The organism is Nocardia sp. NBC_01329, from assembly GCF_035956715.1.
Lineage (GTDB): Bacteria > Actinomycetota > Actinomycetes > Mycobacteriales > Mycobacteriaceae > Nocardia.
In genome coordinates, this window is sequence record NZ_CP108381.1 from 5,658,586 (window position 1) to 5,676,646 (window position 18,061).

Sequence of the window (18,061 nt, forward strand, 5' to 3'; positions counted from 1 at the left end):
CGGCTTCGATGCGCCCCGGACGTCCGGGTGCTTCCTGAGCCGCGCCGGCTGCACGATCGTGCCGATTTCTCCAGAACGGTACGACGCGGCCGGCGTGCGGGTAAAGGGAACCTGGTCGTCCATGCTCTGGCCGATCAGGTGGAGCCGGCAGTGCCTGATGTGCCGGTTCGTTTCGGCGGTCCGCGTTTCGGGCTGATCGTCAGCAAGGCGGTGGGAAATGCGGTTGTACGACACCGCGTGGCCCGCCGCCTGCGTCATATCTGTGCAGAACTGACCGCCGAGATCCCCGCCGAGGTGGATATCGTGATCCGCGCGCTTCCCGGCGCCGCTACCGCCGACAGCGATGAGTTGCGTCGCCAACTGGTGAGCGGATTGCGCAAGCTCGGTGCCCTATCGGCTGTGACGGTATCCGGCCGGGGTATTTCGCGATGAGTCCCCCGAGTACGCGAGTAGCGACCATTCGGCGGTGGCCGGCGAATATTCTGATCTTTCTGATCGAGCTGTACCGGACCTACGTCTCCCCGACCCGCATGCCCGTGTGCCGGTTCACTCCCACCTGCAGTGAGTACGCGGTTACCGCGCTGCGTACCCGCGGGCTGGTGTTCGGTCTCGGACTGACGGCCGTGCGACTGGCCAAATGCGCACCCTGGCACCCTGGTGGATGGGATCCCGTACCGGAGCGGCGGCGCAGCGTCAGCCACGACGATCCGCGGACCGAAGCTTGTAAGGGATCACCGCATGCGGTGATCGGTGACACTACCGACGGGAGTGCATAGAGCCGTGCTCGATTTCATCTATTATCCGGTGTCCTGGATCCTCTGGTTCTGGCACCGGGTCTTCGGCTTCGCCTTCGGGGCGGACAACGGCCTTTCCTGGGCCCTGGCCGTGGTGTTCCTGGTCTTCACGCTGCGATTGGTGCTCTACAAACCGTTCGTGAAACAGGTGCGTACCACAAAGCAGATGCAGGAACTGCAGCCGCAGATCAAGGAGCTGCAGAAGAAGTACAAGAACGATCGCCAGAAGATGGCGACCGAGATGCAGAAGCTGCAGAAGGACCACGGCTTCAACCCGCTCATGGGCTGTCTGCCGATCCTCGCCCAAGTTCCGGTGTTCCTCGGTTTGTTCCATGTGCTGCGGTCGTTCAACCGGACCGGCCACGGGTTCGGCCAGATCGGTATGGACCCCTACACCAACGCGCACACTCCGAACTACGTCTTCAACGCCGACGATGTGCAATCGTTCCTGAGTGCCCGTATCTTCGGTGCTCCGATCTCGGCATTCATCACGGCTCCGGCCGACGAACTCCTCGCGTTCGCCGACTACGGTGGTATCCCGAGCAAGGTGAGTATTGCCGCGGTTGCCATTCCGCTGATGATCATCGCCGCCATCGCCACTCATTTCAATGCGCGCGCTTCGGTCGCCCGGCAGAGCGCCGAGGCTGCGGCCAACCCGCAGGCTGCGCTCATGAACAAGCTGGCGCTGTGGGTTTTCCCATTCGGTGTGCTCGTCGGCGGTCCGTTCCTGCCGATCGCGATCTTGCTCTACTGGGTCTCCAACAACATCTGGACCTACGGCCAGCAGCACCTCGTCTTCGGCCGGATGGCGAAAGAAGAGGAAGCCAAGCTCGCGGCCAAACGGGAGAAACAGGCCCAGAACGCGCCGAAGCCCGGAGTCAAACCCGTCGATACCAAGAAGAAGACTGTGAAAGCGGACGGTGACGCGGACTCCGATTCGGCGGATGCCGGCACAGCGGAGAGCAATGGATCGACACCGGCGAAGCCGGCGGCCAAGGCAGGCGGAAAGCAGCAGCCGGGTCAGCGGCGACCGAGCGGCCAGAAGCGATCGGGCGGTCGCGGCCGTGCCAATCAGAAGCGTCGGCGCTGAGCCACTCCCCCCAGACCCCTTGTGATCGTGATTCCGGCCGGGGCGGCCGGGGTCCGGCGAGCAGATAGAGGAAACAGATGACTCTCGAGACCGAAGGCGGGGACGCCACCGTATCCACGACCGTCGTGGAGGCCGAGTCCGATGATGCGGTGAGTGACGCCGAAGAGGCGCTTATCGAAGAAGGTGAGATCGCGGCCGATTACCTCGAGCAGTTGCTCGATGTACTCGATTTCGACGGTGATATCGATCTCGACGTCGAGGGCGACCGCGCCGTGGTGAGCATCGACGGCGGTAAAGATCTGACGAAACTGGTCGGCCACAGCGGTGAGATCCTCGACGCACTCCAGGAACTCACTCGGCTGGCTGTCCAGCAGTCGACCGGTATCCGTAGTCGTCTCATGCTGGACGTGGCGGGCTGGCGTGCCAAGCGCCGAGCGGATCTGAGCGAACTCGGCGCCGCGGCCGCGCAGCGTGTCCTCCAGTCCGGCGCTCCCGAAGAACTCGCCCCCATGACCCCCTTCGAGCGCAAGATCGTGCACGACGCGGTCGCCTCGATCGACGGCGTTGCGAGCGAAAGCGAAGGCGTCGAGCCGAATCGCCGGGTGGTCGTCGTACCGGAGTGAGGTCGTCGGCCCGTGCGTCAGCCGGGTGCCGAGTGGCCGGAGGAGGCCCGGGTCCACGGACCCGGGCCTCCTCCGTATCCGGTGCCCGGGACAGCATCGTCACGCCGCGGCTACGGTTGAAAGTCGATAGCGGATGTTTCCATTTCAGGTAGATCGGCACGACCACAGAGAAAGGTGTTTCACGTGAAACCAGATCTCGGCGATTCGGAGGCCGGACCACCGGAATCGCTGCCACCGGCCGAGGCGGGAATCGTCTTCGGTGATCGGTTGGAGTTGGCACGTGATTACTGGACTGCTCTCGCCACCGCCGGGGTGGAACGCGGACTGATCGGACCGCGAGAGGTTCCACGGCTCTGGGAGCGGCATATCCTCAACTGCGCGGTAGTCGGTGAGTTGATCGGTGAGGGCGCATCGGTGGTCGATATCGGCAGCGGCGCCGGACTGCCCGGAATCCCGCTCGCATTGGCGCGCCCGGACCTCCGGATCGTTCTCGTCGAACCCCTGCTGCGGCGGACCGTCTTCTTGAAGGAGTTCATCGATGCCGCCGGGCTCGGGATTACGGTGGTTCGCGGTCGAGCGGAACAACCCGGCGTCGTTCAGGAAGCCGGCGGGGCGGATGTCGTCACCTCTCGGGCGGTCGCTCCCCTGGCACGTCTGGCCGAGTGGTCGATTCCGCTCCTGCGTGATCACGGGCATATGCTTGCCCTCAAAGGCTCGAGTGTCGCCGAGGAATTGGAGCGCGATCGCGCCGCAGTGGAGCGAGTCGGCGCCGGCAACTTCTCTGTGCTGGAATGCGGGGCAGGAATAATCGCGACGCCCACCATGGTCTTGTCGGCGGAGCGCCTGCGACGCTCGGAGCGTGCGCCGAAGAAATCCGCCAGGCGCGTGGCGCGCGCGGAGCGCCGGGTCGGTCGCAGGTAACAGTAGCCACTCCCCAGCTCGGTGCGGCAAGCGAATGTTTCACGGGAAACATTCGCTTGCCCCCTGGTCGAGGTTCGGCGATCCTCTGTCCCGGAGTCCCGGAGTCCCGGAGTCCCGGAGTCCCGGAGTCCCGGAGTCCCGGAGTCCCGGAGTCCCGGAGTCCCGGAGTCCCGGAGTCCCGGAGTCCCGGAGTCCCGGAGTCCCGGAGTCCCGGAGTCCCGGAGTCCCGGAGTCCCGGAGTCCCGGAGTCCCGGAGTCCCGGAGTCCCGGAGTCCCGGAGTCCCGGAGTCCCGGAGTCCCGGAGTCCCGGAGTCCCGGAGTCCCGGAGTCCCGGAGTCCCGGAGTCCCGGAGTCCCGGAGTCCCGGAGTCCCGGAGTCCCGGAGTCCCGGAGTCCCGGAGTCCCGGAGTCCCGGAGTCCCGGAGTCCCGGAGTCCCGGAGTCCCGGAGTGAATTTCGGCTTGAAGCGGCCTATGCGGCGGACGCATCTCCCTTGCGAGGACTCTGGTTGTTTTCTACGGGGCTGCGCTGTCCCCGCAACACGCCCTGGTGAATATGTGCTCACCTCCTGGAGGAGCTCGGACAGGTGCAGATCGGTAGCCGGGGGCGAGAAATACCAGTCCGGTGATGAGCCAGTGCTTCTGCCGGCATGCCGTTTCGGCGAATCGCGGGCTCGACGATGTTTTCTGTCCGGCTCCTTGATCGGGGAGAAGTCCGGCTGCGCGCTGGGCGTCACCGGAGAAGCTTCGGTGACGTTGGATCCTGTGAACTGTCGATGTGAGGCAGGCCGATGGCATGCTCGGTGGCAGGGATCGGAGAGTGGTTCTGCCCAGGTGGATCGACGCCGAACATTGCGTTATTGCCGGATCGGTGTCTCGATTCGGGTGTGCAGGTGCGTGGATGAATTGGAGTTGCCGCAAGCTACGACAGGTAGATGGTCACTTCACGTGAAACGGTCGGCGTCGCAATGCGGGGTCGCAATGCCGGGGTCGCAATGCGGGGTCGCAAGGCGGGGTCGCAAGGCGGGGTCGCAAGGCGGGGTCGATCCCGCTGTCCTCGTGCCGGCGGAATCGGCTCTCTGCCATCCGGACAGCCCGTCCCGGCGTTCCGGGGCGGATCGGGTGACTGCAGAGTTCGGCGATCGATGTCGGAGGTCGAGTGGTAGGGCTCGCCGTCCCGGACTCCGATTCGCCGTGGCGTCGGCTTCACGCCCATCGCGATATTTCAGTGTGCTCCGGATCGGCATTCAGCGTGCGAACCCAGCACTGCGGGAGTCAGAGAATGCGAGAACGGCAGTGTCGCATGTTGGCGAACCACTCGGCGCGATCGCTCCTCGACTCCTCCGATACGCCGGGACTTCTTTCTATTCGGATTCGAGCCGGGCAGGAAGAGTCGCAAGGCCAGAGGTCTCCCGTGGCAGGAATTCGCTGTAACGACTGCGCTCCTCCGTGTTGTCTTGTGCGAAACGTCGAGGGGCGCCGCCCTCTCGGTATCGGTGCGGGAGTTGGACGCTGTGGGGGACAGCAGAGAAAGCAAGGGGGCGGACGTCGCGAGGTCGGTCGGAGGCGTCAGGCCGGCTATCGGCGGTGGACCATCTGGCGAGTAGGACCCGCGTGGGTCGGAACAACTCCGAGGGGTCGGTTAGCCAGTCCAGTTCTGTGTTCGACATCTGAGTGGCTGTGCCGGAAACGGTGCCACGCCGACACGGCCGACCGAGTCGTGACAGCTTCCGATGATGTGCTGTCGATAGGTACTGGCTACCGGTCCCTGTGTGGATGGAGGATTTCGATATTGCGGGGGTTATCCGACGGTCCCGATAGGGCAGTCCGAGGGGCGCGAGCGGTCCGCTATCGCGACGAGAACAGTCAGCCCCGGATCGCCGCCGAGATTTGCGCTGGGTGGGCTTGCCCATCCCGGCTGTGGGAATCGCCGGTCGAGGTGACCGGGATCCGCCGTCCACAGGCTGCTTTGAGCGTCTAGCACTGGCGGGATCGTCTCGGCGAGAGCTTGCTGGGTGGAAGCCCCACCTATCCCCGGGAACGTCACTGTGACAACTAGCTCGTGACCCCAGTAGGAGCAGATGGTGTGACGGTCGGCGCGCTGACCGTCGGGCGGGTTGTGTATCGGTCTCTGCGTGCATCCCGAAGCTGCGAACGGGCGGCTGCGGGACGAGCGACATAGTCGATAACGGGTGGACGGTGACTGTCGTCGGAACAGGCAGTCGCTCCCCCGGCCGGTGTGGTTTCGTTGCCGACCCCGGCTCGGCGGAGGGTCACCGGTGGGCATTCTCGCCGCTTTCGGGAGCTGCCCTTCGATGTTTCCCGTGAAACATCGAAGGGCGAACTCGGTCGGCGCGGTCGATGCGTGTCCGAATGTAGAAAACTTGTGCGTGTAATGGGCGCGTCGCCGCGATTCAGCTTTCTAATCGCGCCTGCGGCTGGCAAGCTATTGAACGTCGGGCGTGAGCGCCGGTGCCACGTAAGGAATCTTGGTGTTGCGGCGGCAAGGCTCCGCTCGGTCGACTGGCGGCAGAGCGTCAGCGTCGGAGGAGGTAGCTTCGCGTGTCCACGCATTGTTGCGAAGCTGTCGGGGCCGTACGCGGATGCCGAGGTCGCCGTGGAGCGTGATTCGATCCTGTACGGCTTGTTACGACGACACGGCGCCGACACCCGTCAGGCCACGTGATCTTGCAGTTCTCGCGTTAGGAGCGGTCTATGTCGAGCGGTTCAGCGAATGTTTCACGGGAAACATCACGCGTACCGGGAATGCTGGACGGCAGCAGTATCGGCCCGGAAGCCTTGGGAAGTACGCCTTATGGGCATATCTCCGCTACCGAGACGCCGATCGCTGCCGAGGCGCACCGCGCGAGCCAGCTAATGCATCCAGGAAAGGTGACAGTGCCGAAACCGCATGAGCAACGCATCATCACCGTGGCCAACCAGAAGGGCGGGGTGGGTAAGACCACGACGACGGTGAATCTGGCCGCGGCTCTGGCGCACCATGGGATGAAGGTGCTCGTGATCGATCTGGATCCACAGGGCAACGCCAGTACCGCGCTCGGGGTTGAGCACCACTCCGGTGTGCCATCCACGTACGAGCTGTTGATCGGCGAGATCAAGGTTCATGATGCGATCCAGCAGAGCCCACACAGCGATAACCTGCTCTGCATTCCGGCGACGATCGATCTGGCCGGTGCGGAGATCGAGTTGGTCTCGATGGTGGCTCGGGAGGCACGGCTCAAGGGAGCTATCCAGGAAGCGAATATCGCGGGCTACGATATCGACTACGTCCTGATCGACTGCCCGCCCTCGCTCGGCTTGCTCACCATCAATGCGATGGTCGCTGCTCGGGAAGTCCTGATTCCGATCCAGTGCGAGTACTACGCGCTGGAAGGAGTGGGGCAGTTGATCCGGAATATCGGCCTGGTGCAATCGCATCTCAATCCCGAACTCCACGTGTCGACCGTGGTCCTCACCATGTACGACGGTCGTACCAAACTGGCGGACCAGGTCGCCGAAGAGGTCCGCAGTCACTTCGGCGATATCGTACTGCGCTCGGTGATCCCACGCAGCGTCAAGGTCTCTGAGGCACCCGGATACGGGATGACGGTTCTCGACTACGATCCGGGCTCCCGTGGTGCCTTGAGTTATCTGGACGCCGGCCGGGAGATGGCCGCGCGCGGTGCGGTGAAAATCGCCGCGGTGACAGACGGCGCGGAGTAAATGACGCGAAGTGAATGGATCGGGTGTGTGATCGGTCGTGATTGTGGACGCGGGCAAGGGAAAGGGTAGGCCGGTGAGTCAGTCGAAAAAGGGTGGACTGGGACGCGGTCTTGCGGCATTGATTCCGACGGGACCGGCGCCGGTCGCGGCGGGACTGGGCACCGAGGCGGCCAATGCGGTGATAGGTCTGGATCCTGGGCCCCGCCCCGCATCCACCTATCTGCACCAAGTGCCGGAGCCGGTGGAGCTGCCGGACCTGGCTCCGGCGGGTGACGCGGTCTATCGAGAGATCGCTCCGGACAAGATCGAGCCGAATCCGAAGCAGCCGCGACAGTATTTCGACGACGAGGCGTTGGCTGAACTCGTCCATTCGGTTCGTGAGTTCGGGCTGATGCAACCGATCGTGGTCCGCGAACTGGAGTCCGGCGACGGCCGCTATCAGTTGATCATGGGCGAGCGGCGCTGGCGAGCCTGCCAGAAGGCCGGTCTGGAAACGATCCCGGCCATCGTCCGGGAGACCAATGACGACGCCATGCTCCGGGATGCGCTCCTGGAGAATATTCATCGTGTTCAGCTGAATCCTCTGGAAGAAGCGGCGGCTTATCAGCAGCTGCTGGAGGAGTTCGGGGTCACCCAGGAAGAGCTCGCGACCCGTATCGGCCGGTCTCGGCCGGTGGTGACCAATATGATCCGGCTGCTGAAACTGCCGATTCCGGTGCAGCGCCGGGTCGCGGCCGGGGTGCTCTCTGCCGGGCATGCGCGGGCGCTGCTCGGTCTGGAAGGTGGAGCGGACACGCAGGAAGTGCTGGCGGCTCGGATTGTCGCCGAGGGGCTTTCGGTGCGGTCCACCGAGGAAGCGGTGAAGCTTGCGAACCGGGAACAGGAACCGCCCAAACCGCCGACACCGAAGCGGCCGCCGATCCACTCCCCCGGCTTACAGGATGTCGCTGATCGATTGTCCACATCGTTCGATACTCAAGTATCGGTGAGCCTCGGTAAACGGAAGGGCAAGATTGTCGTCGAGTTCGGATCGGTGGATGATCTGGAACGGATCGTCGATATGATGCTGCAATCCGCACTCGAGAATTGAAAATTTGCCGTGTTGCCCGCCCGAACTCTCTCCTGGAGATGAAGCGTCACTGTGACAGTGTCCGGAATCGGGGCTCGAGCGTGATGACGGCCATCAAACGAAGATCACGGTGACGCGAAATGAGGCGGGTTCGCTTGATCGCATATTCTGGCTGTCGAGAAAACTATGATGCGGCGTGAGTGTAGACGAATCGGATAGCTGGAGGCTGAGCAGAGCGGTGTCGACCAGCGTCACAGGACTAACCCTGGAGAACATCAGCCGGCTGCCGGCACATGCCCGCCGCTGTGTGTTCTGGGAAATGGACCCGGCGGTGGCCGCGGACTCCTGTGGATTCAGCGATCCGATGTTCGAGAAGGAAGCCTGGATCTCGACGGTCATGCTCGAATGGGGTTCGTGTGGCCAACTGGCGACAATCGACGACAAAACTGTCGGTTGCGCGCTGTACGCACCGCCGCGGGTGGTGCCCCGCGCGGGGCTCTTCCCCACTTCACCGGTCAGCCCCGACGCGATACTGCTCACCACACTCGGCACGGAGTATCCCGACCTGGACGGTGATATCGCCTACCGTTTGGTGCAGGGAGTGGTCACCGACCTGATCCGGCGAGGTGTCCGCGCCCTGGAAGCCTTCGGTATCCGGGGTACCCCACCGAGTACGGCTCTCTCCGACCGGCCCACCGGGACCATGCGCCTGATGGAAAGGATCGGCGCGCCCGACCGTGCGCGACGGTCCATTCTCGACTGCAGCCCACAGAACTGCATGATCGAATCCGACTTCTTGGAGGAAGTCGGATTCGAAGTGGTCGCACAGCATCATCGCTTTCCGCGGCTGCGGCTGGAACTCGATTCCGACCACGGCTGGAAGGAAGACGTCGAGCGTGCACTCGACCAACTGCTGGCCGCCGCTTCCATGACCGTGCCGACCCGGGTACTCACCCTGTAGAAACCGAGTGGGAACGGAATTCGCTAACCGCTATCGGCGGCGGCGAGTTCCTCGGCCAATAGCTCGGCGAAAGTGTATGTGCCGGTGGGCTGGTCGTCCTGTCCGAGCAGGTAGAGGCGCTTCACCGAGATCAGGATCGCTTCCGCGATGACATCGCGCATCCGCGGGCTGGCCAGCACCGACGCGTCGTATTGATTCGTCACGTAGCCGAGATCGACCTGCACAGTCGGCATCTTGGTCAGTCGGAGCAGATCCCAGGTGCGTGGATGGGTGCGGCAGTCCTGCAGCGAGGTCCGAGCCACCACCTCACGCTGGATGAACCCGGCCAGTACCTGCCCGATCATGGAGACCGAGCCGTGCGAATTACCGAAGTAGAACCCGGCCACACCGTTGGCCATAGGGCTGGAATTGGACGCGCACCGTAGCGAGATCATCAGATCGGCGTCGAAGGCGTTGGATGTTTCCGCGCGTTCCACATCGGTTGGATTGCTACCCCACGGGCGGGACAGGAACGTCTCCATCCCAGTGGCGGCCATCCGGCCCTCCAGCCGGCTGGCCAGATCCCACAGGACCTCCGCTTCGTACACATCGCCGAATTCGGTGGGTACGGCGCGACCTCGATCATCGCCACCCAGACCCGGGTCGATGACGATGCGCTTACCGGTGAGCTGTGGGCCCGCCCGATGCACCACTTCCTCTTCGGCGATCCGATGCGGATTACCGCCGGTGACCCGAGCGCCGAGCAGTTCCAGCGAGCGCAGCGTATCCGGACCGCAGATCCCGTCGGCCGATAAGCCGATCTCGCGCTGGAAGGAGGTCAGACCCTCATGGGTGTGCGGACCGAAGAAACCGTCCACCCGGTGCACGTAGAAACCGAGGTCTTGCAGTCGGCGTTGCAATGTCGCGACATCGTCGCCGTAGAGCGGTGCGGAGAGTTGATAGATGAGGGTCCGGGCGCCCAACCGGTACGACGCCTCTTTCAGCGCCCGATAGGTGGCCGGACCGACATCACCGTCGACCAGCAATCCGCGGTGCTGCTGGAACGCACGCACCGCGGAGTCGAGCTGATAATCGAAGGTGGCTTCGGTGTCTTTCCAATATTCGCCCGCGCCGTCGGTGTCCACGCCGTTGTGCGCGTGCAGGAACCCCAGACTGGCCAGGGTGCTCCGAACCTCTGCTACGGCTGGACCGGTGTCGCCGTGACGAAGTCGGTGCATGCGTGAGGGCCCTTCCTTCCGTCAATCCCGGGTACCCACTCATGCGACGGCCTATACCCTCGCACGACGGAGCGTGGTCGATTCTGTCAGACCCGGACCGGAATTCGACAATCTTGGTCAGGGCATACTACGGCGCGCCGCCATGTCATGGCTGCCTGTTGGCGTATTCGAGACGTCAGATAACGTCTTCGATTTCCCGCAGGAGAGCGGCCTTGCCCTTGGCTCCGACGATCTGCTTCACCGGCTTGCCGCCGGCGAACAGGATCATAGTCGGGATACTCATCACCTGATAGTCGCGGGCGGTCTCGGGGTTGGCGTCGATATCCAGCTTCGCCACCGTGAGTTTTTCGCCGTGCGAACCCGCGATCTCCTCCAGGACCGGGGCGACCATCTTGCACGGCCCGCACCAGGTGGCCCAGAAATCGACCAGCACCGGCTTCTCGCTCAGCAACACGTCGTCGGCGAACGACTTGTCGGTGACGGTGACCGTATTGGTGCTCTCGGACATGGTGTTCTCCTTGATCTCCGGGCGCGACTCGCCCGCGGGGTCAGTTCGCTACGGCGACATCGACCGGCTGGTCGGCGTGCGACAGCGTATTGCTGGTGATATCGCCCTTCTCGGCGAGCCAGCGTTCGGCGTCGATGGCGGCACGGCAGCCCGTACCGGCCGCGGTGATCGCCTGCCTATAGGTGTGGTCCACCAGGTCACCGGCGGCGAAGACGCCCTCGACAGTGGTCTGGGTCCCCGGATCGCGGACCTGCACATAACCCGCGGCGTCCAGATCGATCTGGCCGCGGACGAGTTCGCTGCGCGGATCGTGGCCGATGGCGACGAACAGGCCGGTGGCGGCGAGCTCGGAGGTCTCACCGGTCCGGGTGTCGCGCAGTGTCAGCGACGTGACGCTGGTCTCGCCGTGTACCCGCAAGACTTCGGCATTGAGATGGAAGCGGATCTTCTCGTTGGCCTTGGCCCGTTCGAGCATGATGCGGGACGCCCGGAACTCTTCGCGCCGGTGCACTACGGTGACACTGGCGGCGAACTTGGTGAGGAAGATCGCCTCCTCCATTGCCGAGTCGCCACCGCCGACCACCACGATGTCCTGGCCCTTGAAGAAGAAGCCGTCACAGGTGGCACATGCGCTGACGCCGCGGCCGAGCAGATCCTGCTCACCGGGGACGTCGAGGTAGCGAGCTGCTGAGCCCATGGCGAGGATCACCGCGTATGCCTCGTACACATCATCACCCACGGTGACCTTCTTCACCGGACCGCTCAGGTCGATCGCATCCACATCTTCGGTCCGGATATCGGCACCGAAGCGTTTGGCCTGATCACGCATCTGTTCCATGAGGTCGGGGCCCATGATGCCGTCGCGGAAACCGGGGAAGTTCTCCACCTCGGTGGTGGTCATCAACGCGCCACCGAACTGGGTGCCCTCGAACACCAGTGGCCGGAGCTCGGCGCGGGCGGCATACACGGCGGCGGTGTAGCCGGCCGGACCGGAGCCGACGATGATCAGGTCGCGAACTGGCGTGCTCATGAGACCCTTCCAGAGAAAGCTAGCGGGGACGATTCGGTCAACAACAGCGTAGACGCGCTTTGTTCCCGCTCCCCCGGCCCCGGCGAGTGCGGCCGGAGGCGTGGGCCCAGGCGTGCCTAGCCGATATCGGTAGGGGTCGCGAGGACCTCGGGGTTGCCGGGCCCGCAACCGGAGCCGACCACGAGCGCGGTGATCTGAGCGCCGTTACGCCCCCCGACCAGAACGAGCACCGCTTCGCGGCCGCGGAAGTCCATATCGGTGGACCCCAGTACCGGGCGGTCGATTCCCACGGCCCGCACACATGCCGTGAGGGCGGCGGGGTCGGCGAGCCGGCCGCGGACATCGTTTCGGCCGAGCGCGCGCAGGGCCACCGCGGTGTCCAGACCGAGGCTCGGTTCGATGCTTTCGGAGAGTGGTGGGGCGGCTGTGGGATCGGTCGCGTGATCGGAGTCGTTCACGGCGAAGAAAGCGGCCCCGGCGGCGACCACGGTCACCGCCGCGGCCGACAGTGCGGCCGCGATACGGCGTCTCCGCCGGCGCGCGTCGAGTGGAATCGGGACTGCGACAGCGCCTGAATTCGCGGAAAGTGTTCCGGGACTCGCGTCCCCGAAATCGCGGATCGGAGAATCGGGAGAGGGTGACGGGAAGTGTAAGAGGCCGGGCGGTCGGCTATCCAGTGGCTCGGTGAACTCGACCGACGTTGCATCCCCTACCGAATCACCGAGCGGCCCACCCAGCGATTCGGCCAGCGCGTTCAGGCGCGCGGCGATATCGCCGGGGATCGGGCGGGCGATCCGCTCCGAACCACCCAAGGCGGCCAGGGACCCGCGGATCCTATCGAGCGAATCGAGGTAGCGTTTAGCCTCCGGGTCCCGCTGTACCGCGGGCCACAAGCGGGCGCCGAGTTCCGGATCGATATTTCCGGCATGCAGGTCGGCGAGCAACTCCTCGGTGAACGGAGGTTGCGGAATAGGGCTCATGACCTGCACACCTCCAATGCTGCTGCTGCGTCCATCTGACTCGGGTACCGATTCCTGCGGCCGGTGGTTACCTACTCCCTCGGGTACATACCGTTCGGGAGGAAAAATGTGTCACTGATACTGACGCGGCGGGGCTACATCTGGTTCCTCTCCACGTGCAGAGAATCCAGTTCGGTCTTCAGGCGCTGCCGGGCGCGGGCACATCTGCTCTTCACCGTGCCCACCGGAACGCCGAGCAGTTCCGCGGCGGCCGCGACGCTGTATCCTTCCACGTCCACCGCGACCACCGCCGCACGCTGGTCCGGGGGAAGCTGAAAAAGCGCGCGTTCGAGCACGAGTGAGATATCGACCCGGCTGTAATCATCGGATTCGTCCGATATTTCGGGCCATACTTCCGGCGGCAGGAAGGTAGCGGGTCGGGCGCGATTACGGCGTATCCGGTCCAGACAGGCGTTGACCACGATCCGGTGGAGCCAGGTGCGGACCCCGGATTCCGCGCGGAAGGAGGCGGCATTGCGGTGCGCGGACAGCAGCGCCTCCTGCAAGGCGTCGGCCGCGTCCTCCGGGGAGTAGCAGACCCGTGCAGCGGTCTGCCAGAGATGGTCGTTGTGCCTGCGGATCAGTGCGGCGAAAGCGTGTGGGGCGCCGTTCACATGCGCCCGCAGCAGATCTATATCGGTTGTCGTATCCAGCCGGGATTCCCCCGTTCCCGCCGCACCGGTCCCGGTCGTCCCTGCACGACCCCCCACGTTCAGTTCGAACGACAATAGCCAACCCCTTGGACAGCGCTCACGACAGCAACGACGGTCGGCGATCCGGCACCGACAACCACTGCGAGTAGGCAGCGTGCGGAATCGTACCCCTGATCCCGCCGGGCTCCCTGCTGAGAGCGCGGATCGAGATCATATCCCGGCAAACGATTCTGCGGCAACCGATTCGGCCTCCGCACGCGCGCAGATGTGGAGGCCGAATCGCGGTATCAGGGTTTGGCTTCGAACCCGAGTTCGGCGATGGAGCTCTGGAACTGCGCGCCCGAATTGCCCAGTCCGGTGACCCAGATGAGCACATAGCGTGCTGCCTGATCGGTCTGGATCGGGACCTCGGTCACCCCGTCGCCGAGGACCGCCGTGCCGACGAGCTGAGTCTGGTCCAGCGTGGCCGTCTCGGTAGGTGAGGTACGGATCTCGACACTGGTTCCGGGGGTGGACGAAGTGATCGAAACCTTGGTCAGGGTTGCGGGACTGGGCAGTGTCGCCAGCAGGCCGACCCCCTTTTTCAGGGCCGGGAACTGCTGGAAGTACTGATCGGTGCTCCAGGCGGTCGCGGGGTCGCCGTCGGTCGTCGTGGCCGCGCCGGAAGGATCGTCCGGGGTGCCCTCCGGGGAGAACACGACGACTCCGCTGGCCGGCACCGGCGCACCGGCCGCCGCGGGCGCCGACGAGGGGCCCGCCGGCGTTTCCGAGGCATCGGGCGCTCGGCTGGTGGTGAGCCCGATGACCTTCTGCTCGTTGAGCGGCTCGCTGGAATCACCCGGAGCGAAAACGCTGACCAGCCACCAGATGACGATGCCGACGACCAGGGCGGTGAGGATCCCCAAGGCCACCATGATCCACATCATCCGCTGCGATTTCTCGCGTTCGGCGGCGAGCAACTCCGGATCGGCCAATGATTCGTCGGCCGGTGCCGGTGCGCGCTGACCGAGGCGCAGCACGGGAATGAGATCGGTCTTCTGATCCACCACCGAGGCCTGCTCCAGTACGTGCTGGATGGTGGCGGCGGTCCGGACGCCCTTGTTCGGCTCCAGTGACCGTACTGCCACCGCGGAGATCTCGAACGGGACCTCGGGACGGATCTGGCGGGGCTCCACCGGGGTGCCGTCGGGCCCGAAATCGGCCAGGTGCAGTCCGCCGACTGTGGTGGCGTTCCCGCTCATCCCGCCCTGGCGCAGCGGCCAGCGGGCGGTCATGAGGGCATACAGCATGGCGCCCAGACCGCGGACATCGCTCTGCGGGTCGGCATCCCCGAGAGTGCCCGGGAAGGCCAGCACCGCGTCACCGGACGCGCTGATCCGGATCCGGTCCGGATGATCGATGGACAGAGCTCCGCCGCTGCGGTGCGCCATTTCGGTGGCCGAGGCGAGGACGCGGATGGCCCGGGCCGCACCGATCGGCGACGGCGCCGTTTCGGCCATCTCGCGCAGCGAGCGCCCGGGAGTCCATTCGGCGACCACGATGCCGCCGGAACTACCGCGCACCACATCGAGGACCCGGGCCAGGCCCGGCGAATTGATCCGGCCCAGCCGCAGCGTCCGGGACAGGATCGCCTGTGGGCCGTCCTGGCCGGAATTACCGGCGGACTTCTGATCGGCGTCGACGAAGGTCAGCGCGACCTCACGGTCGAGTTTGATATCGAGTGCCTGCCAGAACCGCAGACCACGTGCCCCGCCGTGCCCGGCCAGCAGCCGGTAGCGGCCACCTGCCACCGAGGCGCCGGGGATGAGTTTCGGCCCGCGCTGTACCCGGCTGGACTGGGTAATCGGCGGTACCGGGATCATGCCGGTGTCGTAGACCGGATCGGTGGCCGAGACCGTCGAACCTGCCTGGTGCAGATGCTCTTCCGAGACGTGTTCGCCGGATTCCTCCGGCTCGTATCCCTCGTCCGATTCATCCGCTAATCCGGCGGCTTCGCCGTCGCCGGGGTAGGCCCCCGACTCCGGCCGCCGCTCCGCCGAGTACGCGGAATCGTGCGTGGACGGTCCTCCGCCCACGCGCTGGGTGTGCGGGTCGCCCGGTTCCGTCTGCTCCGGGGGAACATCGGTGGACAGGCGACCGCTCGCCGGATTCGAGGAAGAATCGGCGGCTGGGCGCTCGCCCACCGCGTCGTCGCTCACCCTCGGACCTCCTTCGCCCTGGTATGCCGCAACTTCAGCGGTCCTGCCTCTTGTGCTCGTCTGCCGAACAGGGTACGGGAACTGACCCGAGCCGGTGCGCTCAACCGAGTCCGGCCGAATTATGGGCAGCACCATTGTGCTCTGTGCGTCCATGGCCGAGTCGAAGCCGGAGTACGCGAGATACGGATCCCGGCGGTGCAGTATGCGGGTGGCATATTCGTCCTCGGCGGGTCCGAGGTCGATCTCCGGGGCCGGCGGGGTGATGCCGAGACGCCGGGAGACGGCGACGGTTATGGCGACGACCTCGGGAATACCCGCGAGGCGCATCAGGCCGAACGCGACCGCGAACATGACGATCCCCGTGATCGCCACCCGGATGAAGGAGCCGGGGCCGCCGAGTGATTCGGTCAGCCGGTCCAGGCCCATGACCCGGTCCGCGATCAACATGACCGCACCGCCGGCCAGCGAGGCCAGCAACACCCTGCTGACCGTCCGCCCCACATTGGCCATTCGTAGATCGCCGAGACTGCGGTGCAGCAGGTAGCCGCCGATCACCGCACCGGTGGTGAACCCGAGGCCGGTCGCGATGCCGAGCACGATCACCACCTGCTGGCTGTTGTCGGCGATGAACGGGGCCAGTGCCGAGAACAGGATCTTGATCGTGGTGATCCCCAGGATGATCCAGGTAGGTGTCCACGCCTGTTCGCGGGCGTAGAAAACGCGCAGGTGGATCAGCACCAGCGAGTACGGGATCAGGGTGAATGCCGAAAAACTGACCGCGGTACCGAGCCGGGAGGCGTCCTCGGCGAACCGGGCGTAGCCGAACAACGCGTCGCCGACCTGCGGACCGGCCACCGTCAGAAATGTGACGATCGGGATCAGCGCGATCATGGTCAGCCGGGTGGCGGCCGAGAGATCGTCCACCACCGCGGGGGTGTCGTCGTTGGCCGCGTTACGGCTGAGCCGGGGCATGATCGCGGTGAGCAGGGTGACGCCGATGACGCCGTAGGGCAGCTGGAGCAGCAGCCAGGCGTTCTGATAGATCGCCGGACCCGCCTCGTCGGCTTGCGAGGAGATATTGTTCGCGAAGATGCCGCCGATCTGGCTGATCAGCACGTACAGGATGATGGCACCTGCCATGGTGCCGAATTGCTTGAGCCGGGCATCCATGCCCCACAGCGGGCGCAGATCTATCCCTTGGCGGCGGATCGCCGGCAGCAGACTGACCACCTGCACGATAACGCCGAGGGTTACCCCGCATCCCAGGACGAGCAGTTTCGGATCGCTCATCCGTACCGGGTCCAGGGTGATCTCGCCGGGGGTGAGCGCGTACAGACCCAGTACCACCAGAACGACCACGTTGTTGAGCACCGGCGCCCACGCGCCCGGTTTGAACGCGCCCCGGGTGTTGAGGATGGCGGTGAACAACGCGGACAGGCCGTAGAAGAGCACGGCCGGTACCAGCAGGAAGGTCAGTGCTGTGGTGAGCGCGGTGTTGACCTTGCCGTTCGAGGAGACGAAGACATGGGTCGCCAGGATCGGCGCGGCGGCGGTGGCCAGGAGCGCGGCGGTTCCCAGGATCACCGAGGCGGCCGTGACCAGGCGCCGGATGAAGGCGGCACCGGCGTCCGGATCCTCCTGTTCGGCTCGAACCAGCGTCGGCACGACGATCGCCGTCAGCACAGCGCCGAGCACCAGTTCGGCGATCATGTTCGGGATCAGGCTGGCGGAGGTGAACGAACTGGCGATCGCCGGGCCCAGCACCGCCAGCAGGAGCAGCTGCTTACCGAAACCGGTGATCCGGCTGATCAAGGTGGCGATCGCGATGGATCCCGAATCCTTGAGCAGCCTGACCTGGCTGTCGTCCCCTTTTTCCGGTGCCGCGCCGGACGCCGGTTTCTCCGCGACGGCGACCGCGGCCATGGACCCGGTTCCCGTCCGGCCGCGCGCGGAAGCTGCGGCGGCAGGGTCCGCTGCGGGCTGTACGGGGTCGCGGCCCGGGGGGACCTGCCGGAACGGCTGGGATGGCGGCGCCTGCCGCGGTGGAGCCTGCTGATGCGGCGGCCCGCCCGGCATGCCGGGCGACTGCCCCGGCCGGCCGGGGCGCATGCGAGGAGAAGAATCCGGCGCCTGCGGCGGGCGTGCCGGGGACGGCTGGAGCGGCCGGTCCGGTGGGCCCGGGCGCCGTGGCGGTGGCCCGGCGGCGGGTGGCGGTTGCATCGGCCTCATCCGCTGCGCGGGGAACGGTTCGGAGGGCG

At 65.5% G+C, this 18,061-nt stretch carries 14 protein-coding genes; 8 read left to right on the forward strand and 6 right to left on the reverse strand.

What is annotated here, in order from left to right:
* Positions 1-27 precede the first annotated feature (27 nt).
* The 8 genes from rnpA (at position 28) to OG405_RS25730 (ending at position 9,178) form a co-directional block, all read left to right on the forward strand.
* Complete coding sequence (rnpA, locus tag OG405_RS25695; RefSeq protein ID WP_327148978.1) at positions 28-432, forward strand: ribonuclease P protein component; 405 nt, start codon at positions 28-30, stop codon at positions 430-432.
* A complete protein-coding gene (gene yidD / locus OG405_RS25700) occupies positions 429-776 on the forward strand; it encodes a membrane protein insertion efficiency factor YidD (protein WP_327148979.1) in 348 nt (115 codons plus the stop codon). Before rnpA ends, yidD begins: the two co-directional genes overlap by 4 nt.
* Positions 777-780: 4 nt before the next feature.
* Positions 781-1,884 carry a membrane protein insertase YidC gene (gene yidC / locus OG405_RS25705; RefSeq protein ID WP_327152521.1) on the forward strand — a complete coding sequence of 368 codons (1,104 nt, stop codon included), beginning with the start codon at positions 781-783 and terminating at the stop codon, positions 1,882-1,884.
* 77 nt (positions 1,885-1,961) lie between these two features.
* Positions 1,962-2,507: a Jag family protein gene (locus tag OG405_RS25710; protein ID WP_327148980.1), complete on the forward strand. Its 546-nt coding sequence runs from the start codon at positions 1,962-1,964 to the stop codon at positions 2,505-2,507.
* Between the two features lie 174 nt (positions 2,508-2,681).
* Positions 2,682-3,428: a 16S rRNA (guanine(527)-N(7))-methyltransferase RsmG gene (gene rsmG / locus OG405_RS25715; RefSeq protein ID WP_327148981.1), complete on the forward strand. Its 747-nt coding sequence runs from the start codon at positions 2,682-2,684 to the stop codon at positions 3,426-3,428.
* A 2,763-nt stretch (positions 3,429-6,191) separates the two neighbouring features.
* Positions 6,192-7,148 carry a ParA family protein gene (locus OG405_RS25720; RefSeq protein ID WP_327152522.1) on the forward strand — a complete coding sequence of 319 codons (957 nt, stop codon included), beginning with the start codon at positions 6,192-6,194 and terminating at the stop codon, positions 7,146-7,148.
* Positions 7,149-7,221: 73 nt separating this feature from the next.
* Positions 7,222-8,238: a ParB/RepB/Spo0J family partition protein gene (locus OG405_RS25725; protein WP_327148982.1), complete on the forward strand. Its 1,017-nt coding sequence runs from the start codon at positions 7,222-7,224 to the stop codon at positions 8,236-8,238.
* 217 nt (positions 8,239-8,455) lie between these two features.
* Entirely contained in the window at positions 8,456-9,178 is a 723-nt protein-coding gene (locus OG405_RS25730) for a GNAT family N-acetyltransferase (protein WP_327148983.1), read from the forward strand.
* Positions 9,179-9,201: 23 nt separating this feature from the next.
* Here OG405_RS25730 and OG405_RS25735 read toward each other — a convergent pair whose 3' ends face one another.
* The 6 genes from OG405_RS25735 to OG405_RS25760 form a co-directional block, all read right to left on the reverse strand.
* Positions 9,202-10,395: an N-acetylmuramoyl-L-alanine amidase gene (locus OG405_RS25735; RefSeq protein ID WP_327148984.1), complete on the reverse strand. Its 1,194-nt coding sequence runs from the start codon at positions 10,393-10,395 to the stop codon at positions 9,202-9,204.
* A 175-nt stretch (positions 10,396-10,570) separates the two neighbouring features.
* On the reverse strand, positions 10,571-10,903 hold the full coding sequence (gene trxA / locus OG405_RS25740) for a thioredoxin (protein ID WP_327148985.1): 333 nt from the start codon (positions 10,901-10,903) through the stop codon (positions 10,571-10,573).
* Positions 10,904-10,943: 40 nt separating this feature from the next.
* Positions 10,944-11,933 (reverse strand): thioredoxin-disulfide reductase, encoded by a 990-nt coding sequence (gene trxB, locus OG405_RS25745; RefSeq protein ID WP_327148986.1) that lies wholly within the window; start codon positions 11,931-11,933, stop codon positions 10,944-10,946.
* Between the two features lie 116 nt (positions 11,934-12,049).
* Positions 12,050-12,913, reverse strand: coding sequence for a hypothetical protein (locus OG405_RS25750; protein ID WP_327148987.1), 864 nt, complete (start codon positions 12,911-12,913; stop codon positions 12,050-12,052).
* Positions 12,914-13,047: 134 nt separating this feature from the next.
* On the reverse strand, positions 13,048-13,605 hold the full coding sequence (sigM, locus tag OG405_RS25755; protein ID WP_327152523.1) for an RNA polymerase sigma factor SigM: 558 nt from the start codon (positions 13,603-13,605) through the stop codon (positions 13,048-13,050).
* 287 nt (positions 13,606-13,892) lie between these two features.
* Positions 13,893-17,726 (reverse strand): murein biosynthesis integral membrane protein MurJ, encoded by a 3,834-nt coding sequence (locus OG405_RS25760; protein ID WP_327148988.1) that lies wholly within the window; start codon positions 17,724-17,726, stop codon positions 13,893-13,895.
* Between the last annotated feature and the right edge of the window lie 335 nt (positions 17,727-18,061).